Source organism: Agrobacterium sp. SOY23, from assembly GCF_027212525.1.
GTDB classification, from domain to species: Bacteria; Pseudomonadota; Alphaproteobacteria; order Rhizobiales; family Rhizobiaceae; genus Agrobacterium; species Agrobacterium tumefaciens_I.
The window spans coordinates 41,010-65,629 of record NZ_JAPWDT010000002.1 but is presented as its reverse complement, the minus strand read 5'-3'; the positions used below and the strand labels follow the sequence as shown (position 1 = coordinate 65,629).

General features: G+C 59.2%; 20 protein-coding genes. 9 read left to right on the top strand and 11 right to left on the bottom strand.

The genetic code is table 11. The features are described 5' to 3' along the window. Positions 1-35 precede the first annotated feature (35 nt). The 3 genes from O3S81_RS05480 to dnaJ all read left to right on the top strand — a co-directional run bounded on the left by O3S81_RS05480 (position 36) and on the right by dnaJ (position 4,519). Entirely contained in the window at positions 36-851 is an 816-nt protein-coding gene (locus O3S81_RS05480) for an APH(3')-I family aminoglycoside O-phosphotransferase (RefSeq protein WP_442864874.1), read from the top strand. 539 nt (positions 852-1,390) lie between these two features. Then, positions 1,391-3,292 (top strand): molecular chaperone DnaK, encoded by a 1,902-nt coding sequence (gene dnaK, locus O3S81_RS05475; protein ID WP_269341457.1) that lies wholly within the window; start codon positions 1,391-1,393, stop codon positions 3,290-3,292. Between the two features lie 90 nt (positions 3,293-3,382). After that, entirely contained in the window at positions 3,383-4,519 is a 1,137-nt protein-coding gene (dnaJ, locus tag O3S81_RS05470) for a molecular chaperone DnaJ (protein ID WP_004439156.1), read from the top strand. A gap of 67 nt (positions 4,520-4,586) precedes the next feature. Here the strand turns inward: dnaJ and O3S81_RS05465 are convergent, their stop codons facing one another. The 9 genes from O3S81_RS05465 to polA form a co-directional block, all read right to left on the bottom strand. Continuing rightward, on the bottom strand, positions 4,587-5,138 hold the full coding sequence (locus tag O3S81_RS05465) for a DUF924 family protein (RefSeq protein WP_269341456.1): 552 nt from the start codon (positions 5,136-5,138) through the stop codon (positions 4,587-4,589). Between the two features lie 11 nt (positions 5,139-5,149). Continuing rightward, a complete protein-coding gene (locus O3S81_RS05460; RefSeq protein ID WP_269341455.1) occupies positions 5,150-5,362 on the bottom strand; it encodes a SlyX family protein in 213 nt (70 codons plus the stop codon). Between the two features lie 149 nt (positions 5,363-5,511). Continuing rightward, positions 5,512-7,017: a tripartite tricarboxylate transporter permease gene (locus tag O3S81_RS05455; RefSeq protein WP_269341454.1), complete on the bottom strand. Its 1,506-nt coding sequence runs from the start codon at positions 7,015-7,017 to the stop codon at positions 5,512-5,514. 9 nt (positions 7,018-7,026) lie between these two features. Beyond that, positions 7,027-7,488 carry a tripartite tricarboxylate transporter TctB family protein gene (locus O3S81_RS05450; protein WP_269341453.1) on the bottom strand — a complete coding sequence of 154 codons (462 nt, stop codon included), beginning with the start codon at positions 7,486-7,488 and terminating at the stop codon, positions 7,027-7,029. A 99-nt stretch (positions 7,489-7,587) separates the two neighbouring features. Continuing rightward, on the bottom strand, positions 7,588-8,571 hold the full coding sequence (locus O3S81_RS05445; protein WP_269341452.1) for a tripartite tricarboxylate transporter substrate-binding protein: 984 nt from the start codon (positions 8,569-8,571) through the stop codon (positions 7,588-7,590). Positions 8,572-8,769: 198 nt separating this feature from the next. Further along, positions 8,770-10,116, bottom strand: a complete 1,347-nt coding sequence (locus tag O3S81_RS05440) for a sigma-54-dependent transcriptional regulator (RefSeq protein ID WP_269341451.1) — start codon at positions 10,114-10,116, stop codon at positions 8,770-8,772. Then, positions 10,113-11,915 (bottom strand): sensor histidine kinase, encoded by a 1,803-nt coding sequence (locus O3S81_RS05435; RefSeq protein ID WP_269342386.1) that lies wholly within the window; start codon positions 11,913-11,915, stop codon positions 10,113-10,115. Before O3S81_RS05435 ends, O3S81_RS05440 begins: the two co-directional genes overlap by 4 nt. Before the next feature lie 186 nt (positions 11,916-12,101). Next, a complete protein-coding gene (gene rpmF / locus O3S81_RS05430) occupies positions 12,102-12,287 on the bottom strand; it encodes a 50S ribosomal protein L32 (RefSeq protein WP_003507205.1) in 186 nt (61 codons plus the stop codon). 266 nt (positions 12,288-12,553) lie between these two features. Then, complete coding sequence (gene polA, locus O3S81_RS05425; RefSeq protein ID WP_269341450.1) at positions 12,554-15,550, bottom strand: DNA polymerase I; 2,997 nt, start codon at positions 15,548-15,550, stop codon at positions 12,554-12,556. Between the two features lie 416 nt (positions 15,551-15,966). On the opposite strand from polA, the gene O3S81_RS05420 reads away from it, so the two are divergent. Beyond that, complete coding sequence (locus O3S81_RS05420) at positions 15,967-16,401, top strand: MarR family winged helix-turn-helix transcriptional regulator (RefSeq protein ID WP_269341449.1); 435 nt, start codon at positions 15,967-15,969, stop codon at positions 16,399-16,401. A gap of 227 nt (positions 16,402-16,628) precedes the next feature. Then, entirely contained in the window at positions 16,629-18,020 is a 1,392-nt protein-coding gene (locus tag O3S81_RS05415; protein WP_269341448.1) for a dipeptidase, read from the top strand. 405 nt (positions 18,021-18,425) lie between these two features. On the opposite strand, the gene O3S81_RS05410 is transcribed toward O3S81_RS05415, so the two are convergent. Continuing rightward, positions 18,426-18,635 carry a cold-shock protein gene (locus O3S81_RS05410; protein ID WP_003492998.1) on the bottom strand — a complete coding sequence of 70 codons (210 nt, stop codon included), beginning with the start codon at positions 18,633-18,635 and terminating at the stop codon, positions 18,426-18,428. A gap of 468 nt (positions 18,636-19,103) precedes the next feature. On the opposite strand from O3S81_RS05410, the gene O3S81_RS05405 reads away from it, so the two are divergent. From O3S81_RS05405 to O3S81_RS05395, 3 genes are all read left to right on the top strand, one after another. Beyond that, positions 19,104-19,562 (top strand): YbaK/EbsC family protein, encoded by a 459-nt coding sequence (locus O3S81_RS05405; RefSeq protein WP_269341447.1) that lies wholly within the window; start codon positions 19,104-19,106, stop codon positions 19,560-19,562. 146 nt (positions 19,563-19,708) lie between these two features. Next, positions 19,709-22,009 carry a transglycosylase domain-containing protein gene (locus O3S81_RS05400; protein ID WP_269341446.1) on the top strand — a complete coding sequence of 767 codons (2,301 nt, stop codon included), beginning with the start codon at positions 19,709-19,711 and terminating at the stop codon, positions 22,007-22,009. A gap of 290 nt (positions 22,010-22,299) precedes the next feature. After that, positions 22,300-23,025: a sugar transferase gene (locus O3S81_RS05395; RefSeq protein WP_269341445.1), complete on the top strand. Its 726-nt coding sequence runs from the start codon at positions 22,300-22,302 to the stop codon at positions 23,023-23,025. Between the two features lie 96 nt (positions 23,026-23,121). On the opposite strand, the gene O3S81_RS05390 is transcribed toward O3S81_RS05395, so the two are convergent. Further along, positions 23,122-23,703: a c-type cytochrome gene (locus O3S81_RS05390; RefSeq protein ID WP_269341444.1), complete on the bottom strand. Its 582-nt coding sequence runs from the start codon at positions 23,701-23,703 to the stop codon at positions 23,122-23,124. 150 nt (positions 23,704-23,853) lie between these two features. Between O3S81_RS05390 and O3S81_RS05385 the strand changes: the two genes are divergently transcribed. Beyond that, a complete protein-coding gene (locus tag O3S81_RS05385) occupies positions 23,854-24,609 on the top strand; it encodes a 3-deoxy-manno-octulosonate cytidylyltransferase (protein ID WP_269341443.1) in 756 nt (251 codons plus the stop codon). Positions 24,610-24,620: the final 11 nt, after the last annotated feature.

Below are 24,620 nucleotides of genomic sequence, written 5' to 3'. Positions count from 1 at the left end.
TCGCTATCAAGTGATGCCAGCGAAGGGAAAGCCGGTTGATGGATATGGATCGCGAAGAGCACTCTGCGGCAATAGTGGTGCCGGCAGGCGCATCTGTCGAGTTGAGAGGGTACGAGTGGTCGCGGAACAATGTCGGCCAGTCCGGCGCAGCCGTCTATCGGCTCTACGGCAAGCCGGGAGCTCCCGATCTTTTCCTGAAACACGGCCGCGGCACCGTCACTGATGATCTGATTGACGAGATGACCCGGCTGCGCTGGTTGGCGAAGCACATTCCGGTGCCGGCAATCCAGCATTTTGTCGTCACCCCTGACGAAGCATGGCTGCTGACGACCGCACTGCCCGGAAAAACGGCCTACGAGGTTCTGAAAGAACGGCCCGAAGACAGCATGGCCATTGTCGATGCGCTTTCAGACTTTCTCCAGAGCCTCCATGCGGTTCCCATTCATGATTGTCCGTTCAATAGCGATCATGCCTACAGGCTCGGCCTCGCGCGGAAGAGAATCGATTCAGGCTTGGTGGAGGAAGACGATTTTGATGCCGAGCGAGAGGGCTGGACGGCCGAGCAGGTCTGGCAGGCCATGCACGACCTGCTACCCTTGGCCTCCGATCCGGTCGTGACCCATGGCGACTTTTCGCTCGACAATCTCCTGATGGTGGATGGCAAGGTTATCGGCTGTATCGACACGGGACGTGTTGGTATTGCGGATCGGTATCGGGACATTGCCATAGCCTGGAACTGCCTCGAGGAGTTCGGGGGCGATCTTCAGCGCAGGTTTCTCGCGCGATATGGGGTGCCGAACCCCGATCAGGCCAAGCTGCAATTCCACCTGATGCTCGACGAGCTTTTCTGAATGGGGATGCAGCCGTGAAGATTGCAAAATCCAACGGCATCGAACTCGCCTGGGACAGTTGCTCGTCATCCATGGAACCGACAATCCTTTGATCCCGCCCGCCTGCGGTCAGGATACGGCGCTTTCGATCCCGAACGCGATTTATGTGCCAATCGACGGCATGGGACATGATCTGCCACGCGAGCTCGACCAGACAGTGATCGACGCAACAATCAATGTGGCGAAGCAGGCCCCTTCCCGGGCCGAAGCCGCTCTAAGACCGAATTTGCGGCTCTTGCTGCGCCGCATGGGATGACGCTGCAACGTAATGCCGAAGTCGCGTTTTTCCATTTCGGCAGGCGTGGATGGCTATGCTTCTGCACAGACAGGGGTTTCTTGCGCTTTTTTGCTGCGCTTCCCCCTCTGTTGCGCCTTGCAGCAGGAAAAATCGCTCCTTATATACGCCGCAGAACTGCAGCGAATGTTGCAAATCCAAGTCAAGGAGCTGCCACAAGAATGCCTCACGGGGTTCCGGCAGCTCGCTTCAAGGAGAGAAGAGCATGGCAAAAGTAATCGGTATCGACCTTGGCACGACCAATTCCTGCGTCGCAGTGATGGACGGCAAGGACACGAAAGTCATTGAAAACGCAGAAGGCGCGCGTACCACGCCGTCCATGGTGGCATTTTCCGACGATGGCGAACGCCTTGTCGGCCAGCCGGCCAAGCGCCAGGCGGTCACCAACCCGACCAACACCCTGTTTGCGGTAAAACGCCTCATCGGCCGTCGTTATGAAGACCCGACCGTCGAAAAGGACAAGGCCCTCGTTCCCTTCGAAATCGTCAAGGGTGACAATGGCGACGCCTGGGTGAAGGCACAGGACAAGAATTATTCCCCTTCGCAGATTTCCGCGATGATCCTTCAGAAGATGAAGGAAACGGCTGAATCCTATCTCGGCGAAAAGGTCGAGAAGGCCGTCATCACCGTTCCGGCCTACTTTAACGACGCACAGCGCCAGGCAACCAAGGATGCTGGCCGCATCGCCGGTCTTGATGTTCTGCGTATCATCAACGAGCCGACTGCAGCAGCACTGGCTTACGGCCTCGACAAGAAGGACGGCAAGACCATCGCCGTTTACGACCTTGGCGGCGGTACCTTCGATATTTCCGTTCTGGAAATCGGCGACGGCGTCTTCGAAGTGAAGTCCACCAATGGCGATACCTTCCTTGGCGGTGAAGACTTCGACATGCGTCTGGTCGAATATCTGGCCGGCGAGTTCAAAAAGGATCAGGGCATCGACCTGAAGAACGACAAGCTCGCCCTGCAGCGCCTCAAGGAAGCTGCCGAAAAGGCAAAGATCGAGCTTTCGTCCTCGCAGCAGACCGAAATCAACCTGCCGTTCATCACGGCGGACGCTTCCGGTCCGAAGCACCTGACGCTGAAGCTGACCCGCGCCAAGTTCGAAAGCCTGGTGGATGACCTCGTGCAGCGCACCGTTGCGCCGTGCAAGGCAGCGCTCAAGGATGCCGGCGTTTCCGCTTCCGAGATCGACGAAGTTGTTCTCGTCGGTGGCATGAGCCGCATGCCGAAGGTTCAGGAAGTCGTCAAGCAGCTGTTCGGCAAGGAGCCGCACAAGGGCGTAAACCCGGATGAAGTGGTTGCCATGGGCGCCGCCATCCAGGCAGGCGTTCTGCAGGGCGACGTCAAGGACGTTCTGCTGCTCGACGTGACCCCGCTGTCGCTCGGCATCGAAACGCTGGGTGGCGTCTTCACCCGTCTGATCGATCGCAACACGACGATCCCGACGAAGAAGAGCCAGACCTTCTCGACCGCCGAAGACAACCAGTCGGCCGTGACCATCCGCGTCTCGCAGGGTGAGCGCGAAATGGCTCAGGACAACAAGCTGCTCGGCCAGTTCGACCTCGTTGGCCTGCCGCCGTCGCCGCGTGGCGTTCCGCAGATCGAAGTGACCTTCGATATCGACGCCAACGGCATCGTGCAGGTTTCGGCCAAGGACAAGGGCACCGGCAAGGAACAGCAGATCCGCATCCAGGCCTCCGGTGGTCTCTCCGACGCCGACATCGAAAAGATGGTCAAGGACGCCGAGGCCAATGCCGAAGCCGACAAGAAGCGTCGTGCGGGTGTCGAAGCCAAGAACCAGGCAGAAAGCCTCATTCACTCTACCGAGAAGTCGGTGAAGGAATATGGTGACAAGGTTTCCGAGACCGACCGCAAGGCGATCGAAGACGCCATTGCCAGCCTGAAGACCGCTGTCGAAGCCGCTGAGCCTGACGCAGACGACATTCAGGCCAAGACCCAGACCCTCATGGAAGTCTCCATGAAGCTCGGTCAGGCCATCTACGAAGCGCAGCAGGCCGAGGCCGGCGATGCTTCCGCAGAAGGCAAGGATGACGTCGTCGATGCCGACTATGAAGAAATCAAGGACGACAAGAAGTCCGCATAATCGCGCGGCTTCCCGACTCCTCACACCATATGCAAGACATCCGGCTGCCGACGTGCAGCCGGAAATCCATTTGCGGGGCTTGTTAACTTAATGGCGAAAGCAGACTTTTACGAAACACTCGGCGTCAGCAAAACCGCGGACGAAAAAGAGCTGAAAAGCGCCTTCCGCAAACTCGCGATGAAATACCATCCGGACAAGAACCCGGACGACGCCGATTCCGAACGGAAATTCAAGGAAATCAACGAAGCCTACGAAACGCTGAAGGACCCGCAGAAGCGCGCGGCCTATGACCGTTTCGGCCATGCGGCCTTTGAAAATGGCGGCATGGGCGGCGGTGGCGGCTTTGGTGGCGGCGGTTTCGCCAATGGCGGTTTCTCCGATATTTTCGAAGATATCTTCGGCGAGATGATGGGCGGCGGCCGTGCGCGCCGGTCTTCCGGTGGTCGCGAACGCGGCGCCGATCTTCGCTACAACATGGAAATCACGCTGGAAGAGGCTTTCACCGGCAAGACGGCGCAGATCAGGGTTCCGACCTCGATCACCTGCGATGTCTGCTCCGGTTCGGGCGCCAAACCCGGCACGCAGCCCAAGACCTGCGCCACCTGTCAGGGTTCCGGCCGCGTGCGCGCGGCACAGGGTTTCTTCTCGGTGGAACGCACCTGCCCCACCTGCCACGGCCGCGGACAGACGATCTCCGACCCCTGCGGCAAGTGCCACGGCCAGGGCCGCGTGACCGAAGAGCGTTCGCTTTCCGTCAACATTCCCTCGGGCATCGAGGACGGCACCCGCATTCGCCTGCAGGGCGAAGGCGAGGCCGGCATGCGTGGCGGGCCGGCGGGCGATCTCTATATCTTCCTGTCCGTGCGTCCGCATGAGTTCTTCCAGCGCGACGGTGCCGATCTTTATTGCACCGTGCCGATCTCGATGACCACGGCAGCACTTGGCGGCACTTTCGATGTCACGACACTGGATGGCACGAAATCGCGCGTCACGGTTCCGGAAGGTACCCAGCCGGGCAAGCAGTTCCGTCTGAAGGGCAAGGGTATGCCGGTACTGCGCTCAGCGCAGACGGGCGACCTCTACATCCAGATCCAGATCGAAACGCCACAGAAGCTCAGCAAGCGCCAGCGCGAGCTGTTGCAGGAGTTCGAGCAGCTTTCCTCCAAGGAGAACAACCCGGAATCGACGGGCTTCTTTGCCCGGATGAAGGAATTCTTCGACGGCTGATTGCCACCGGTCTTAAAAATCAGAAACGCCGCCATCCTTCGGGATTGGCGGCGTTTTTGTTTCGGGTTCAGCCTGAAAAGCCGCCCTCTTCCAGATATTGCCGTTCCTCAGGCGTCGTTTCCCGCAGCAATATGTCGTTGCGATGGGGAAAACGGCCGAAACGCTCGACAATATCGCGATGCTCTTCGGCGTGGTGGAGATACAGCCCGCCCAGCGGCCTATTGAGATCGCAGGCGCGCCGCTGGGCCACGATGTCCTCCGCATGGGAAAAGGGTAAATAGAAGAAAACCCGCAGATCCTCGCTCACGGCCTGATCATGACCACGGCGGATGGCCTCGTCGGCGAAAAGTCGCGCCAGCGGATCGGTGGCATACATATGGGCGGTGCCACGAAAGCAGTTGCGCGGGAACTGATCCAGAAGAAGCATCAGCGCGAGGCTGCTTTCCGCCCCCACCAGCCAGCCGTCCAGCTCGCGCCTGGCCGCAGCAAAATGAGCCTCCCGAAAACGGTCGTGGAAATGGCTGTCGAAGGCGGCGTCCTTGTCGAACCACTTGTCAGGTCCGGCCTCTTTCCAGAAATCGACAATATCGGCGGCAAGCGCGGCTCTATCGTTCTTCATGGGGCTCTTTCTCAATAATGCGGTGGTCGGGTGATGGCGGGCGCTTCGAGCGATTGTTCCTCGAGACTGAGGAACCTCTCCGTCAGCCGGTCGAGCTTGGCCCGGGTCTGCTCCACCACCTTCCACTGTTCCGCCAGCTGGTCGGACAGTTCCTCTATCACCTTCGCCTGATGGGCGATCGTCTCTTCGAGCGCGATGATCCGTTTTTCGGTTTCCGACGTCATATCGACCTCTCTTTCCAGCCCCTTCCTTGGGCCTAAAAGCTCCCGAGTCAACCATATGTCGCTTTCGTGTAGCGAATTCGTCATGGCCGATCCTCAAACGGAAAAAGCCGGCAATGTTTCCATCGCCGGCATTAGAAGTTTGATATTGCTTAGTCTTCTTCTACGAAAACCTCTTCGCGCTTCTTCTTCACGCTTGGCAGGAAAACGACGATCAACACGGCCAAGGCGATGAAAAGCAGGGTGGCGCTGATCGGCCGGGTGACGAAGGTAGTCGGATCGCCACGGGATAGAATCATGGCGCGCCGCAGGTTCTCTTCCAGCAGCGGTCCGAGCACGAAGCCCAGGAGCAGCGGCGCCGGCTCGCAGCGCAGTTTCACCAGCACGTAGCCGATGAAGCCGAAGAAGGCGACGGCATAGAGATCGAAGACATTGGAATTGACGCTGTAGACCCCGATGGCGCAGAAGGCCATGATGATGGGGAAAAGCACATAATAAGGCACCGTCAGCAGCTTCACCCACAGCCCGATCAGGGGCAGGTTCAGGATGACGAGCATCAGATTGCCGATCCACATGGAGGCGATGATGCCCCAGAACAGCGCCGGCTGCTCGGTCGCGACGTTCGGACCCGGCACGATACCCTGGATGATCATGGCCCCAATCATCAGCGCCATCACCGGATTGGCGGGAATGCCAAGCGTCAGTAGCGGGATGAAGGAGGTCTGCGCACCGGCATTATTGGCGGATTCCGGACCGGCCACACCGGCAACCGCGCCATGCCCGAATTCCTCCGGGTTCTTGGAGACGCGTTTTTCCACGGTGTAGGATGCAAAGGCCGCGAGGATGGCGCCGCCGCCCGGAAGGATGCCGAGCGCCGAGCCAATGGCGGTGCCGCGCAACACCGGACCGACCATGCGTCTGAAATCATCCTTGGTCGGCATCAACCCGCTGACCTTGGCAATCAGCACCGAGCGGGTCCGTTCATTCTCGAGGTTGCGCAGGATTTCGGCGATACCGAACACACCCACGGCCACGGCCACGAAATTCAGACCATCGGCATATTCACGGATGCCGAGGGTGAAGCGCGGTGTGCCGCTGTAGATATCCGTGCCGACGAGACCGAGCAACAGCCCCAGCACGACCATGGCCAATGCCTTGACGATGGAGCCATGGGCAAGCGCGATGGACGAGACGAGGCCGACAACCATCAGCGAGAAATATTCCGCCGCGCCGAACTCCAGCGCAATCGCCGTCAAGGGCGGTGCGAAGATCGCCACGAGGAAGGTGGAGACCGTGCCGGCAAAGAATGAACCGATGGCGGCGATGGCGAGCGCGGCACCGGCCTTGCCCTTGCGCGCCATCTGATAACCATCGATGGCGGTAACGGCCGACGACGATTCGCCCGGCATGTTGATCAGGATGGCCGTGGTCGAGCCGCCATATTGCGCGCCATAATAAATTCCGGCGAGCATGATCAGCGACGAGACCGGCTCAAGTTGGAAGGTGATCGGCAACAACATGGCGATGGTTGCCGTCGCGCCGATACCGGGCAGTACGCCGATCAACGTGCCAAGCAGCACGCCGATCAGGCAAAAGAAGAGGTTCGCCAAAGACGAGGCAGTGACGAAACCGAGAGCAAGATTATCGAGCAAATCCATCACGGCACCTCAAAATTTAAGCCAGGGGCCGAAGCGCTGGAACGGCAGGCCGAGACCATAATTGAAAACAGCAACGGAAAAGACCGTGATGGCCGCGGAAAGAATGACCGCCATGAACGGGTTCATCCTGTGCGAGGCGAAGGCTGCGATGAGCGCGCTGAAAAACAGCGCCGGCACGAAGCCGAGACCCCGGACGGTGAGACCGAAGAAGATCGGCGCGGGCAGGATGAAAAATATTCCCCGCCAGGCGATGGCGCCTACGGCCTCGCCCTGCACGCGGGTCGACCGCAGGAATATTACCCCGCCAAGCAGGACCAGAATGACCGCCAGCACGAGCGGAAAATAACCCGGCCCCATCCGGAAGGCGGTTCCGATCTCCAGCCCGTAGGACTGCAAGGCGAAAAATGCGCCAAGCCCGATAAAAATTGCCCCACAGATTGCTTCGGCAGGGTCAACAATAAACGATTTCATGAAAGATGCCCCTCCACTGCGGCCAGTGACAAACCGTTCCGCGCGTTAAAATGATGGCTGGAGACCGGCGGCAGAGTGCCGCCGGTCATCCCTTTACCATCAGTCGGCATATTGGCCGGCAGCCTCGATCACCGGCTTCCAGCGGGCGATTTCGCTTTCAAGCTTGGCCTTCAGCGCCGCCGGCGTCGCATCGCTTTCCGACGAGGGCGTGGTGCCGAGTTCGGCAAAACGGGCCGCGACATTCTTGTCCTTCAGCGCGACCTGCAGCGACTTGGAAAGCTTCTCGTTGATTTCGGCAGGCGTGCCCTTGGGCGTATAGATGCCGTGCCAGATGCCCACTTCGAGTTTCGGCAGGCCAGCTTCGACAACCGTCGGAACGTCCGGCAGCACATCAAGCCGCTTGGCCGTGGTCACGGCATAGGCCTTCACGGTTCCGCCCTGGATTTGCTTGGTGGTGTTGGTGGTCTGGTCGCACATGATATCGACCTGACCGCCGAGCAGATCGGTCATGGCCGGGCCGGTGCCCTTGTAAGGAACAGTGACCAGCGGTGTTTCGATGGCGCTCATGAACAACATGCCGCACAGATGCGAAGCGGCACCGATGCCGGCATTGGCGACGGTGACCTTATCCTTGTTCGCCTTGGCATATTCGATGAGGCCCTTGAGGTCCTTCGTCTCGAGGTTCTTGCGCGACAGGATGGTCATCGGCACTTCGGTGACGAGACCCACATATTCGAAGGCGTTCAGCGTGTCATAGGCGAGCTTGCGATAGAGCGTCGCACTCGTCGCCATGCCGATATGGTGGAGAAGGACGGTGTAACCGTCCGGATCGGCCGACGCCACGCGACCGGCTCCGAGCGTGCCGCCCGCGCCGCCGACATTTTCAACAATGATCTGCTGGCCGAGATCCTTCGACATGGATTCGGCGACAAGGCGCGCGACCGTATCCGTCGGACCGCCGGCGGCAAAGGGCACGACCATGGTGATGTTGCGCTCGGGATAATTCTGAGCGGATGCGGACAGCGCAAAAAGGGAAACGGCAGCGGCGGCGGCAAGGCCGGTAACTGTCTTCAGTATTTTCATCGATTCCTCCCGGATGAAAATGATCGCCACTTCAGCCGCGCATGCTCCTCCATGGCGGCCGGGGTGACGATATTTGCGATCCGGGATTGCCGTTCAGCAACGGCGGTCTTGCCGCAACATCCACTTTTATCGCCCTCATCACGGACAATGGGTGGATTTCGACCCATAGGGCGTCTTTCATGGGTGGAAATCCACCCATCAGACCTCGGTCATGTGCCGATGCAGCCCGTATTTCTGCATTTTCTCATAAAGCGTTTTGCGTGAAATTCCGAGACTTTCATAGACGGATTTCAGATTTCCGCCATGCACAGCAATGGCATGTGCGATCAGGCTTTTTTCATAAGCGGCAACCCGCGGCGCCAGCGTCGAGGTGCCGTCATCATGAAGCGCCAGCGACACCTCGGACACATCGCTTTCCAGACCGAGCACGAAACGATCCGCGGCATTGCGCAATTCCCGCACGTTGCCCGGCCATTCCCTGAGCGAAACGGCGGAAAGCAGATGCTGCGGCACCTCCATGTCTTCCCGCCCGTAACGGGCGGCGGCTTCCCGCACCAGATGCAGGAAGAGCAGCGGTATGTCCGCACTGCGCTGCGAAAGCGACGGCACAAGAAGCGTCGCTACATTCAGGCGATAAAGCAGATCGGCGCGGAACCGGCCGGCGGCGACCTCCTGTTCGAGATCGACCTTGCTGGTGGCGATGAAGCGGACATCGAGCTCGACCGTCTCATTGGAGCCGAGGCGGGTAATCACTCGCTCCTGCAACACACGCAGGAACCGGCCCTGCAATTCGAACGGCATGGAGCCGATCTCATCCAGCAGGATGGTGCCGCCGCGGGCATGCTCGAACTTGCCGTAGCGCGGTCTTAGCGCACCGGGAAAAGCTCCGGCCTCATGGCCAAACAATTCACTTTCGATCAGCGTCTGGGGAAGAGCGGCGCAATTGATCGCGACGAAAGGCCGGTTGGCTCTGGCGCTGATATCATGCAGCGCCCGCGCCACCACCTCCTTGCCCGCGCCGGTATCACCTACGATCAGCGTATCGGCGTCCGTCGCGCCGATGGCGCGGATGCGATACCGCAGATCGACCATGACCTGGGTTCTGCCGGGCAGACGCGTTTCAAGATCGTCATGCTTGCCGGCCACCGCCTTCAGGCGGCGATTTTCCAGCACCAGCGCCCGTCGGTCGTTTGCTCTTTTGATGATGCCGGCGAGATATTGCGGGGTGAATGGCTTCTCGATGAAGTCATAAGCGCCGTTGCGCATGGCATTGACGGCAAGCTGCACATCGCCATGGCCCGTCATCAGGATGACGGGTATTTCCGGGTCAAGCTCCCGCACCTTTTGCAGCAGCGTCATGCCATCCATGCCGGGCATGCGGATATCGCTGACCACGACGCCGTCGAAGCTGTAACCGATGAGTTCCAGCGCATGTTCGGCGCTCGCCAGCATGGTGACGGCGAAACCGGAAAGCTCCAGCGCCTGCGCGGTGGAAAAGCGCAGTTCCTCCTCATCATCGATCAACAGAACCCGCGACATGGTCATTCCGCAGCCGCCTCCACACGCCAGGCGGCGGCTGGCAATTCGATCTCGAACTCCGCTCCGCCATCCTCATGATTTCTCACCCGCAGCTGGCCGCCGAAATCCTTGATGATGTTATAGGAGATGGAAAGGCCGAGACCAAGGCCGCGGCCCACACCCTTGGTGGTGAAGAAGGGGTCGAAGATGCGTTCGGAAATTGCCGCAGGCACGCCGGGACCGCGGTCGCGGACGAAAATCGATACCATCTGGCCATGCTGCACTGCCTGCAGCGCAATGCGGCGATCTTCGCGCCCTTCCACGGCATCGGCGGCATTGGAGATGATATTGACGAGCACCTGCTGCAACCGCACCGGCCCGGCCTTCACCGCAAGCGGCACCGGGCCAAGATCGACATCCAGCATTGCATCGGCGGCCTTCAGCCGCGGACCGACGATTTCGAGCGTATCGCGAAGGACGGTTTCCAGACCCACCGCTGCCGTTTTCTCGTTGGGCTTGCGGGCGAAGTTCCTGAGATGTTTGCTGATCGACGCCATGCGATCGATCAGGCCCGAAATGCGCCTGAGGTTTTCCGTCACCTCTTCCTGTCGTCCCCGCTCCAGAAGAAGCGAGGCGTTTTCGGCATAGTTCTTGGCGGCGGCGAGGGGCTGATTGAACTCATGCGACAGCGCCGCCGACATCTGCCCAAGCGCCGCGAGCTTGCCTGCCTGCACCAGATCGTTCTGCATCTTGCGCAGCTGCTTTTCGGTCTGGCGGCGTTCGGCGATTTCGTGCTCGATTTCCTGATTGACCCGTGCCAGATCGGCCGTGCGCTCCTCCACGCGGCGCTCCAGTTCCGCCTGCGCCTCCGCCTGGTGGGTCAGGCGTTCGCGCAGACGCCGCCGTCTTTGCAGCATGGCGGCAATCAGCGCCGCAGCGAGGCACAGGCAGAGGATGATCGCAATCATCGCCGTCTTGACTTGCGTGCGGAGCGAGCCCGTATCCATCAGCACGCTGACGGTCCAGCCCGCATCCGGCATCGGCTGCGACAGGACCATATATTCCCTGTCACCATCATTCTGGGCGATCGTCATCAGCTGGTGCGAGCCGAAATTGCCATTTTTAAGCGGCAGTTCCGTGAGGGTCGCATTGGCGTAGCGACGGGAGGCTTCGGTGCGCGCCAGCCTTTCCGGTGTCAGCGGCATCAGGCCGGAATAAAGCCATTGCGGCGTGCCTGTCATGAAGATGATGCCTTCCGGGTCCGAAACCAGAATGCGGTTTTCACCATCCCCGAAGGACGCCTCTATGCCTTCAATATCCACCTTGAAGACGATGACGCCCTTGATCTCTTCATTAAAGAGAATCGGCGCGGAGAAATAATAACCGCGCTTGTGGGAGGTGGTGCCGAGCGCAAAAAAGCGGGACTTGAAGCCCTTGGCGGCATCCTGAAAATAGGGGCGATAACTGAAATTCTCACCGACAAAGCTCGTCGGCCCATCGTAATTGCTGGCCGCGATGGTCTCTCCATCCAGCGTGATGATGTAGATATCGGAAGATTCCAGCAGGGTGTTGATGGATTTGAGATAGACATTAGCGCGCTGGCGCAGGGCTTCATCCTTGGGATGCGCGACCAGTTCCTCGATGTCGTCATGATCGGCAATCAGCGCAGGAAGTGGCTCATAGCGGCTCAGGAGCCCGCCGAGTGCCGAGACGGCGAGCCGCAGCGTCGTGCGACCCTGATCGGACATTTCGCCGAAATAGCTTTCCGCAATGATGCCGCCACCTCGCGTCACGGCGCCATAACCGAGACCGAGGCCGAGAAGCATCAACAAAATCCAGCGATATTTCACCGAAGCTCCTCTCCCACTTCAGGCTCCAGCCTGTTCTCCCGGACAGAGTGTAAAAGGAGTGATCTTATTTTCCAAGTGAGCGGCTTTGAACCGGCGCCACGTTCAGAAAACAAAAAACCGGCCACAAGGACCGGTTTTTTGCAAAGATGATTTCAGAAAAGCTTATGCGCTTTCCTTCGGCGTCAGAACCTGACGGCCGCGATACATACCGGTCTTCAGATCGATATGGTGCGGACGGCGCAGTTCGCCGGAGTTCTTGTCTTCAACGTAGGTTGCAGACTTGAGACCGTCAGCCGAGCGGCGCATACCGCGCTTGGACGGGCTTGTTTTTCTTTTTGGTACAGCCATTTTTGTTACTCCACTTAAGCGGCGAAACAACGGAACCGGCCAGAACCAAAGGCCGAATGTCGGATGTCTCGATATCGGAAATTTGGCGCGCTTATACATGCCCAAACGGGCTTTGACCAGCCCTGATGCGCATTTTTTCCGATTCAGCGGAATCAGCGCAGAGAACCACCGTCAGGCGTCGCAAATCATGCCCGACGTCTTATCGAAAACAAGGTGCTCCTTGAAGTCGTCCATATCCTGAATTCACAGAAAGCCCGTTTCCCCGGTCAATGCGCCTCGTCCCAATTGTCGGCCGCACGGGCATCCACTTTCAGCGGGACCTTCATGGAAATGGCCGGCATGGCCGCGTTTTCCATCACCGAGACGACGACGGGCAGGGTCTTTTCGATTTCCGCTTCCTCGACTTCGAAGATGAGTTCGTCATGCACCTGCAAAAGCATACGGGCGGAGAGCTTTTCCGCCTCCAGCGCCGGTTCGATGCGGATCATGGCGCGGCGGATGATATCCGCAGCCGAGCCCTGGATCGGCGCATTGATGGCTGCGCGTTCGTTGAAGGCTTTCACCGACGGGTTGGAAGAGCGGATTTCCGGATAATGCGCACGGCGGCCGAAAATCGTTTCGACATAGCCGTTTTCGCGCGCGAACGCCTTGGTCGCTTCCATGTAATCGCGAATGCCGGGAAAACGCTCGAAGTATTTCTTGATATAGTCCCCCGCCTCCGAGCGGGCGATGCTGAGCTGGTTGGCGAGGCCAAAAGCGGAAATACCGTAAATGATACCGAAGTTAATGGCCTTGGCGCGGCGGCGCACTTCCGAGGGCATGCCTTCCACCGGCACGCCGAACATTTCCGATGCGGTCATCGCATGAATGTCGATGCCGTTTTCGAAAGCGTTTCTAAGCTGCGGGATATCGGCGACATGGGCAAGTACACGCAGTTCGATCTGGCTGTAGTCTGCCGACAGAAGCTTGTGTCCGGGCGTGGTGATGAAGGCCGTGCGAATCTTGCGGCCTTCGGCCGTGCGGACCGGGATGTTCTGAAGGTTCGGCTCCGATGAGGACAAACGCCCCGTGGTGGTGGAGGCGAGCGCGTAGGAGGTGTGCACCCGCTTCGTTTCAGGATGGATATAACCCGGCAGCGCATCCGTATAGGTGGATTTCAGCTTGGTCAGCTGCCGCCAGTCGACGATCTTGCGCGGCAGTTCCACACCTTCCGCTGCGAGATCCTCCAGCACCTGCGCCGATGTCGACCATTGGCCGGTCTTGGTCTTGGAACCGCCGGCCAAGCCCATCTTGCCGAACAGGATATCGCCGAGCTGCTTCGGCGAGCCGATGTTGAAACGCTCACCCGCCAGCTCGTAGATTTCCTCTTCGAAGCTCGCAGCCTTCTGGGCGAGTTCGCCGGAAAGGCGCGACAGGATCTGCCGGTCCACGGTGATGCCGCGCTCCTCCATATGCGCCAGTACCGGCACGAGGGGGCGTTCCAACCGTTCATAGACCTTGGTCAGCCGTTCGGAGACGAGCCGGGGCTTAAGCGCCATCCACAGCCGCAGGGTGACATCCGCATCTTCCGCCGCGTAAGCGGTCGCCCTATCGATATCGACAAAATCGAAGGTGACGCTCGACTTGCCCGATCCTGCCACATCCTTATAGGCAATGGGCGTGTGGCCGAGCCAGCGTTCGGACAGGGAATCCATGCCATGTGTGGCCTTGCCGGCCTCAAGCACATAGGAAATCAGCATCGTGTCGTCGAAGCTCTGCATGACGACGCCCTGGCGTTTCATCAGCAGGTAATCGTATTTGAGGTTTTGCGCGACCTTGAGGACAGCTTCGTCCTCAAGCAGGTCCTTCAGACGCGCCAGCGCTTCGGCAAAGGGCACCTGCCCTTCGGCAAGCTTGATGCCGTCGCTGAACAGATCGCCGCCGGAGCCGGTCTTATGAGTCAATGGAACATAGGCGGCGCGGATATCCGTACCCGAGGCATCCTTGCCATTATCGGCAACGGCCAGCGAAAAACCGACAAGTTCGGCCTGCATCGGATCGAGCGAAGTCGTTTCCGTATCGAAGGCGACGACACCCGTTTCCCGGGCGGCGGCAATCCAGCGATCCAGCGTCGCGAGATCCCTGATGGTCGTGTAGGTGGTGGTATCGATCTTGGCGGCAGCAAAAAGCGCCTGTCGGGCCGTGGCGAGATCGGCGGGCGCGCTGCCTTCACCCACCATCTTTCTTGCGGGAGCGGCGGCCGAAGCCGGCGTATTGTTTGCCTCCGGAGACACGTCACCAGCCGCAGCGGCGGCGGGCGCATCGAGATCGGGGCCATGGGCATCGACGCCCCATTGCACCGGCACGGTGGCGGCGTCGACGGCCGAGGCATCCGTTTCCGTCGCTTCAGCAACACGGCGGGTCAGCGTCGTGAACTCCATCGCCTTCAGGAAGGCAATGAGCTTCGGGCCATTCTGCGGTTCCAGCACCAGTTCTTCGAGAGTCTGTTCCAGCGGCACATCGGTTCTGAGCGCTACCAGCTGCCTGGAAATACGGGCAAGATCAGCATTGGCGATGATGTTTTCCCGACGTTTCTGCTGCTTGATTTCCCCTGCCCGCGCCAGAAGCGTATCGAGATCGCCATATTCCTCCAGCAACTGCGCCGCCGTTTTCGGGCCTATGCCGGGAATGCCGGGGACGTTGTCGGTGGAATCGCCGGTCATAGCCTGCAGGTCGATCATCTTTTCAGGGCCGACGCCCCATTTTTCGATGACGTCGGGAATGCCGATCTGCTTGTCCTTCATGGCATCGTACATATGCACATTGGTCGTGACGAGCTGCATCAGATCCTTGTCGGACGAGATGATGGTGACATCGGCGCCGATCGCCTCGGCCTGCCGGGCATAAGTGGCAATGATATCGTCCGCCTCGAAACCTTCCGTCTCGATGCAGGGAAGATTGAAGGCGCGCGTCGCTTCGCGGATCAGGCCGAATTGCGGCACCAGATCCTCCGGCGGCGCCGAACGATTGGCCTTGTAGAGATCGTAAAGCTCGTTGCGGAAGGTTTTTGACGAATAGTCGAAAATCACCGCGAAATGGGTCGGCGTGACGCCGACATCGGTATTGCGCGCATCTTTCAGGAGCTTCCACAACATGTTGCAGAAGCCGGAGACGGCGTTGACCGGCAGCCCGTCCGACTTGCGGTTCAGCGGCGGGATGGCATGGAAGGCCCGGAAAATGAAACCGGACCCGTCAACGAGGAAAAGATGATCGCCTTTTTTCATGGGTAGCATGGATAGCGCGGGGCTGTTTTGACGTCCACCGAAACTTCGCACAACACACCGTAAAGCGCGGGGAATCCGGCTGATCGCGAGACCCGTAAAATTCACCTGAACGTTACCGATTTGTAATCCGCCCTTCCCTTGAAAAGCCGCATTTGCAGACACATTTCTTAGGGGACGGCGCCTGATCACGCCGTAGTCTGATAGCTGGCTCGTCCCCCGCCGCGTCAGACCGGACAAAGGCCTTTCCCCCTCTCCGGGCCTTTGTCCTCCAATATGACCGCCATGGCCGTCCCCTCCCGGCCATGGCGGTTTTATTTTGCGCCTCGTTTCGCGCTGGCCTAAGCATATCATGCGATATATATCGCACTATCGACATTGCCGGTCCGCACCGGCCACGCTGTTTTACGGACGGAATAATGGGTTTTTCCCGGGACGAATCGGCAATCTATCTCGTCGCGAAAATGGCGCGGGAATTCACCATGGCGCTGCAAAAGAGAGCCGCCGCACTGGGTTTCTCCCCGGGACAATTTCCCATCCTCATCGAGCTTTGGCACGAGGAAGGCCTGACTCAACGGCAATTGCTTGATCGAATAGACATCGAGCAGGCAACGCTCGCCAATACGCTTTCACGCATGGAACGGGACGGGCTGATTATCCGCAAATCCCATCCGAGCGACCGCCGCGCCCAGATCATCGAACTGACCCAGCGCGGCAGGGATCTGGAAGCGAATGCCATTGCCGCTTCCGAAGCTACCGAAGACACATTGCTTACGGATTTCCGGCGTTTTGAGCGGCAACTCCTGCTGGAATATATGCGCCGGGCGATCGAAAGCGCCAAAAAAGCGAAATAACAGCTACAACCCGGAACCTCTTTCGTACCGGAGCGCTGAAACTCCAAGTTTTGTTTCTACGCATTTTCGGATGGAAAAGCGCTTCGCAGTTTTCGTGAACTGCTCTATCGTTCCCGCGGCCACGCGCTTGCCGATTCACGGCAAGCCCGCCCCTTGTTTCCCGCGATGTGCGATGCCCGGATATTTCGTCTTTTCGCCGGGTCACGACAGACATGACAGGATCAGCGATGACAGACGTTTCCCCTATTCTTTCCAACGCCGACGACAATCTGACCTCCAGCCTCGAGCGGCTGTTCGAACTCGTGCGCATTCCGTCGATTTCCACGGACCCGGCCTATAAGGCAGAATGCCGCAAGGCGGCGGAGTGGCTGATGAGGACGCTTTCCGCGCTCGGTTTTACGGCTTCCGTCCGCGATACGGCCGGTCACCCGATGGTGGTTGCGCATCACGATGCGGCCACCAAGGATGCACCGCATGTGCTTTTTTACGGCCATTATGACGTTCAGCCGGTCGATCCGCTCGATCTGTGGGAAAATGATCCCTTCGAGCCGGCCATCAAGGATGTCGGTGCCGGCCGGAAAGTGATTACCGGGCGCGGCACGGCTGATGACAAGGGCCAGCTGATGACCTTCGTGGAGGCCTGCCGCGCTTACAAGGCGGTCAATGGTGGCCTGCCGGTGCGCGTCACCATTCTTTTCGAAGGCGAAGAGGAATCCGGCTCACCCTCGCTGAAGCCGTTCCTCGATGCCAATGCGGCAGAACTGAAGGCCGATTACGCGCTGGTCTGCGATACCGGCATGTGGGATCGGGATACACCCGCCATCGCCGCTGCCCTTCGCGGCCTGGTTGGCGAAGAGATCGTCATCACCGCAGCCGACCGCGACCTCCATTCCGGCCTTTTTGGTGGCGCCGCCGCAAACCCGATCCACATCCTCACCGATATCCTTGCGGGACTGCATGACGAAACCGGCCGCGTGACGCTTTCCGGCTTTTATAACGGCGTGGAGGAAACCCCCGCCAATATAAAGGCCTCCTGGGAAACGCTCGGGCGCACGGCGGAGACCTTCCTCGGCGAGGTCGGGCTTTCCGTTCCCTCGGGTGAAAAGGGCCGCTCCGTACTTGAGCAGACCTGGGCGCGGCCGACGGCGGAAGTCAACGGCATTATCGGCGGTTACACGGGCGACGGTTTCAAGACCGTGATCGCCGCAAAAGCCTCCGCCAAGGTTTCCTTCCGCCTCGTTGGCGAGCAGGACCCGGCAGCCATTCGCGAGAGCTTCCGGGCCTATGTACGCTCGAAAATTCCGGCCGATTGCTCGGTGGAATTTCACGAGCATGGCGGCTCGCCGGCCATTCAGCTGTCGTACGACTCGCCCGTGCTGACCAAAGCCAAAAACGCACTTTCGGAAGAATGGCCGAAACCCGCCGTCGTTATCGGCATGGGCGGTTCGATCCCCATCGTTGGCGATTTCCAGAAGATGCTGGGCATGGATTCGCTGCTGGTCGGCTTCGGCCTGACCGATGACCGTATTCATTCGCCGAACGAGAAATACGACCTGCAATCCTTCCACAAGGGCATCCGCTCCTGGGTCCGCATTCTCGATGCGCTTGCGGCGAAATAATCGAAAAGAAGGAGGCGCCGGAACCGTCGCCTCCTTCTTTTAACCGCCCAAAAACAAAAAGGCCGGGCAAGCCCGACCTTTCCATCCGTTTTCCGTCAATGCCAGTACATCCGTGGTCAAAGCGTTCAAACGGTCTGATGCTCCAGAGCGCGTCAACAGGGTTGACGCTGCTTTCCGGCTCAGGATCGGCTGCTTTGGTTAATCTTTGGTTAACACAACAGCAGCGGCGCTCTTGTAAAGCGCCATTCCCGGCAGTTCCGGTCCGGAGCACTGTTGAACCCTATATTGGTGTGCGGTCCGGCTTTTTCAAGAGCGGCCATTTCAGCACCACCCCGCAAAAGAAAAAGGCCGGAAAAATCCGGCCTTTCCATTCATGCGAATGACCCTTTCGGGCCAAAGCGCTTATCAGGCAGCAACGAGGTTGCCTGCGGACATCTTGCCCGAGCGGCGGTCCTGCATCAGCTCGTAGGAGAGCTTCTGGCCGTCGTTGAGAGCGGTGAGGCCCGCACGCTCAACAGCGGAGATGTGCACGAATACGTCCTGCGAACCGTCGTCCGGCTGAATGAAGCCGTAGCCCTTGGTTGCGTTGAACCACTTTACTGTACCAGTCGCCATAACGATTTCCTTCCGTTGGCAATTGTATTTGCACTGCGAACAGTGCGGACTTGGGTCGAATTTGAAGGAAAAGATCGTCGTGAGCGTCTGGAAAGACGCCGAAGCTCTGGTCGTCAAACAAATATCGATGGCGAAGTACGTAGGTTGGAAGGGGCTCAAAGTCAAGTTTCTTTGAACAGCGCGGTCTTTGAGGGGAGATGGATAAGGAGGCAACCGGATCGCCAAAACGCAAAAACCCGGCGCGGGAGGAGGTGCGCCGGGTTCTTGAAACTGACTGACAATTGGGAGGAGGAGTATTGTCAGTCCAATCGGGCGACGCTGGGAGGAGGAGTGCGTCGCTTCGATGATTTGAAGATACAGGATCATCGCTTAAAAAACAGACGTTTCATCGCAGCGCAGCATTGCGAAAAACGCATAGCTACTTCAGGGCGACTTGAAGCTCTTCCGCACAACGCCTAATAAATACGCATGTCTATCGAATCCGTCAGAGCCTTTTTCACCGAGAAGTCACCCGAAGTGACCGTGATTGAAACGCAAGCGAGTTCGGCGACGGTCGCACTGGCCGCCGAGGCGCATGGCGTCGATCCCGACCAGATTGCCAAAACCATCTGCCTGAAGGCCGGCGACACCATTCTTCTCGTCGTTGCCGCTGGCACCAGACGCCTCGACAACCGCAAATTCCGCGATCATTTTGGCGTAAAGCCGCGCATGCTCGGACCGGAAGAAGTAGTCGCGGTGACCAGCCATCCCATCGGCGGCGTGTGTCCTTTCGGCCTTCCTTCGGCTCTGCCTGTATTTTGCGACATATCGCTGAAAAACTATCACGAAGTGGTTCCGGCAGCCGGGGCCACCAATGCAGCGGTGAAGATTTCACCGGATATGATGGTCGAATTGACGGGGGCGGAATGGGTCGATGTCTGCCAATGACGCCGATTTGATCCGGCCAGGACTTAACCCCGCCTTAAATCGCCGCATTTACACTCTTCATCCTGGATTAAGGATCGCGCAGGCATAGAGGCCTGAAACCCGAACGGGGTAGGCGCGGTTTCGCGAATAGGAGCGACTTCGGCTGGATGGCAGGCAAAGGTAAATCACGCGAACGGGTAGAACCTTCTTTCGGGGATTTCCACGAGTCCGGCGATGATCTGCGCCTTGATGCCAGCGAGCGCATCAGCGGAACGACAAAACAGCCAACGAAAAAACCAAAACAGGCATCCGGCCGCAGCAAAGCCCAGAAGAAAGAAAAACGCAGCCGCCATTCCGGCCGTGGCGCGACGGGTTTCATCCGCTCCCTCGTTTACTGGTGCATCGTGCTCGGTATCTGGGGCGGCATCGGCGTTGCAGGTCTTGTCCTTTATTATGGCGCGCGCATGCCGAGCGCCAGCAGCTGGTCCATTCCCGAACGCCCGCCGAATGTGAAGATTGTTTCGGTCAATGGCAGCGTGCTGGCCAATCGCGGCACCACCGGCGGCGAGGCGCTCGCGCTGGAGGATATGTCGCCCTATATTCCGCAGGCCGTCATGGCGATCGAGGACCGGCGGTTTTATTCACATTTCGGGGTCGATCCGCTCGGGCTGGGGCGCGCCATCGTGACCAATGTGCTGACGGGACGAACCGTACAGGGCGGCTCGACGCTGACGCAGCAGCTGGCGAAAAACCTGTTCCTTTCGCCGGATCGCACGCTGGAACGCAAGGTTCAGGAAGTGCTGCTGTCCTTCTGGCTCGAACACAAATTCACCAAGGACCAGATTCTCGCGATGTATCTCAATCGCGTCTATTTCGGCTCCAACGCCTATGGCGTCGAGGCGGCCTCGCGGCGCTACTTCAACAAATCCGCGCGCGACGTCAATCTGGGCGAGGCGGCGACGCTTGCCGGGCTTCTCAAGGCCCCCTCGCGCCTTTCGCCGGCGCGCGACCCGCAGGCGGCGGAAGAGCGGGCGCAGGTGGTGCTGCAATCCATGCGCGATGTCGGCTTCATCACCGATGACGAGATCAAGACCGCGATGTCGCAGCCGCCGGCAAAGGCGAAACGTTTCTGGTCCGGCGCCGAACATTACGCCGCCGATATGGTTCTGGATGAGGTCCGCGGCCTGGTTGGCGACGTCAAGCAGGATATCGTCGTCGATACGACCATCGACCCCAATCTCGAGCGAGGCGCCGAAAAGGCGCTGACCCATGTGCTGCAGGGCGACGGCAAGAAGCAGGGCGCTTCGCAGGCCGCACTCGTTTCCATCGACGGCACCGGTGCGATCCGGGCGGTGGTGGGCGGGGCGGATTATGCCGAAAGCCAGTTCAACCGCGCCGTGAAGGCAAAACGGCAACCCGGCTCGGCCTTCAAGCCCTTCGTTTACGTCGCCGCACTCGAATCGGGGCTCACCCCCTATACGATCCGCAATGACGGGCCGGTTCGCATCGGCAACTGGACACCCGAAAACTACGAGAAGAAATATCGCGGCGAAGTGACGCTCGCCACCGCGCTCGCCAATTCGCTGAACACGATCGCGGCACAGCTGGTGATGGAAGTGGGTCCTGACCGGGTAACCCAGGTGGCACATCGCATGGGTATTGAATCCGAGTTGCAGAACAACGCCTCCATCGCGCTCGGCACCTCGGAAGTGTCGCTGATGGAGCTGACCGCCTCCTACGCCCCCTTCATGAATGGCGGCTACAAGGCGACGCCGCATATCGTCAAACGCATCACCGATGCGGATGGCAAGGTGCTTTACGAAAACAAATACGACAACCCGCCGCGCGTGCTGAGCGAAGAGATCGCCGCGACCATGAACAGCATGCTGTCGCGCGTCATCACCGAAGGCACCGGCAAGGCTGCGCGCCTGCAGGGCTGGCAGGCAGCCGGAAAATCCGGCACGACGCAGTCCTTCCGCGATGCGCTTTTTGTCGGTTACACAAGCAACCTGACCACGGGCGTCTGGTTCGGCAATGATGACGGCACCTCGATGAAAAAGGTCACCGGCGGCGGACTTCCGGCAAAGGCCTGGAAAGATTTCATGACCGCCGCCCACTCCGGCCTCTCGCCCTCGCCGCTCTTCGGGCTAGGCGCGGGCGGCGTGCCGCCACTCGGGGAAATGCAACAACCGGCGCCTGAAAATGCGCCTTCCTCCATCGGCGATATCATCTCCAATGCGCTCGGTGGCGGGACGACGGATACCCGCGCCTATCCCGAAGCCCCCGTTTCGCCGAACCCGAATCAGCCGGGCGCGCCCATGCCGCCGGCAAATATCCCCTCCCGCGATATCGAACCCGGCTATTCCGCCGGCAACGGCCCCGTGCCGCCCGCCGATATTGGCGGTCAGGCATCCGTGCCTTCCGGGCCGAAGCAGACGACCCTGCTCGACATTCTGATGGGAAATTGATGGCCTGAGAACGGCCGGCAGACGCTGATTTCAGGGTAAAGTGCGATATCGCCATCCCCTCGCCAACAATCCCATTTTGCAGATTTCGTTTCCATCGGCGGCATCATAGCCGCAGCTACGGGCGGAAAACGCGCCTTCCCTGCAATATATGCGTGCAGCCGCATTAACCGTAGATTGCCATTTGCGCAAAGACGACTACATTTCGGGTGACTTTTTAGGGTAAATGAATTATTAATCGTTCATATAAATTAATTTTCTTGTTTCAAAATAACTTTTCAGGGTTCCATATTATGCTGGGTACTAAAGGCTCATCGCATGCCGTTTTTTACGGCGCTCCCTATACTGCCGTCCCGTTTGAAACGGCGGAAATACAATCTCCCATCTCTGACAGGAAACCATCTGCTTTTCTGCGCAGCCAGTTTGCGCTCAAAAGAACCCTCGACATTACAGGGGCGTCTATCGCCCTTGTCGCACTTGCCCCCGTTCTGGCGACCGTCGCATTATTGGTGAAGCTCGACAGCAAGGGTCCGGTCCTGTTCTCGCAGGTCCGCTGGGGCATGAATGGACGAAAAATCCGCGTCTATAAATTTCGCTCGATGCGGGCGGAACTGGGTGATGCCACCGGGGTCGCGCAAACGGTAAAGAATGATCCGCGGATCACCCGTATCGGCGCCATTCTCCGCCGCACGAATATCGATGAACTGCCGCAGCTGATCAATGTACTGAAAGGCGACATGTCGTTGGTGGGCCCTCGCTGCCACGCCATCGGCATGCTGGCCGCCGGCCGCCTTTATGAGGAGCTGGTTCCCCATTATCACATGCGGCACCGGATGCGGCCCGGCATTACCGGCCTTGCCCAGATGCGGGGACTACGCGGCCCGACGGATCGCAGCGACAAGGCCCGCGCCCGAATCGTCTCCGATCTGTATTACGTCGAGAATTTTTCGGTCTGGCTGGATATCAAGATCATGGTCGGAACGGTGATTTCGGAATTGCGCGGCGGCAAGGGCTTCTGATTCCTCAAAAGCGGGGCCCGCACCCTCGATCACTTCTTGGTAAAAATAAAAGCCCGGCAGCGATGCCGGGCTTTTATCATGAAACCATCATGATCATCAGTTCATCGGTGCGGGAGCCGCATTCGGATCTGGAAGCGGAGCCGGGTTTGCCGAAAGTGAGCGCAGATAAGCGATGAGGTCGGCTCTTTCCGTTTCTTTCTTCACACCCGCAAAGCCCATGGCCGTGCCGGGAACGTGTTTCTTGGGGGCTTCGAGGAAGAAGTTGAGATGATCGTAATCCCAATGCACGGAGGCGCCTTTGGAGAAATCCTTCATCCCAGCGGAGTAGCTGAAACCTTCGTGGCTGGCGATCGGCCGGTTGACGACATCGAAGAGATTGGGGCCGACCTTGTTTGCACCACCACTCTCTCCGGTATGACAGCTCGTACACTTCTTGAAGACCGCTTCACCCTTGGTGGCATCGGCGCTCGCAAGCAATTTTGCGATTGGCGTTGCGGCTGCAGCAGCTTCTCCACCACCGGCTTCGCCACCGCCGCCACTCTCTGCCGCGGCAATGACGTAACCTTCCTTCTCGGGCGCGGGCGCATGGAAAATGCCCTCAGAGGCAATCGACACCGACATCAGGACGAAAACCGTGCCCAGCAACGCCCCAACGCCCATATTAACATAAGAATTCATCTATATGCGCTCCCTCGCATCCGCTCCATATAACCGGGCATCTTGAAATTGCTCGAAAGCTATGGCTTTTGCACAGCCTGCGCAACTTGAATAATGCTCCCCACACCGTGACGTTTTGACACTTTTCGGGCGGGATTTGAAGGGTGTCGGATGAAGAATCGGGATTTCGAGAAAGCTGTTGTCCTCATACCGGCGCGGATGGCCTCCACGCGCCTGCCGGGCAAGCCACTTGCCGACATTGGCGGCAAGCCGATGATCGTGCAGGTTGCGCTGAGAGCACGCGAAGCCGGTGCGGAGCGAATCGTCGTCGCGGTGGACGACGAACAGGTGTTTTCAGCGGTTAAAAACGCCGGTTTCGACGTGATGATGACGCGCGACGACCACCAGTCCGGCTCGGATCGCATTTTCGAGGCGCTGCAAAAGGCCGATCCCTATGGCACGGCAGAATACGTCATCAACGTCCAGGGCGACCTTCCGACCATCGAGGCGGAAACGATCCGCGCCTCGCTGCGTCCGTTGGAAAATGCCAGCGTCGATATTGCAACACTGACGGTCGAAATTATCGACGAGGACGAAAAAACCAATCCGAACGTGGTGAAAGTGGTGGGCAGCCCGCTTTCCGAAACACGGCTGCGCGCGCTTTATTTCACCCGCGCGACCGCGCCCTACGGCGATGGGCCGCTCTATCACCATATCGGGCTTTATACCTATCGCCGTGCGGCTCTTGAGAGATTCGTCAGCCTGCCGCCCTCGCCGCTGGAACTGCGCGAACGGCTGGAACAGCTACGTGCGCTGGAAGCGGGCATGCGCATCGATGCTGAAATCGTCCGCTCCGTGCCGCTCGGCGTCGACACGCCGCACGATCTCGAAAAAGCCCGCAAAATTCTCGCAAGCAGAACCCTCTAACGGACACACCC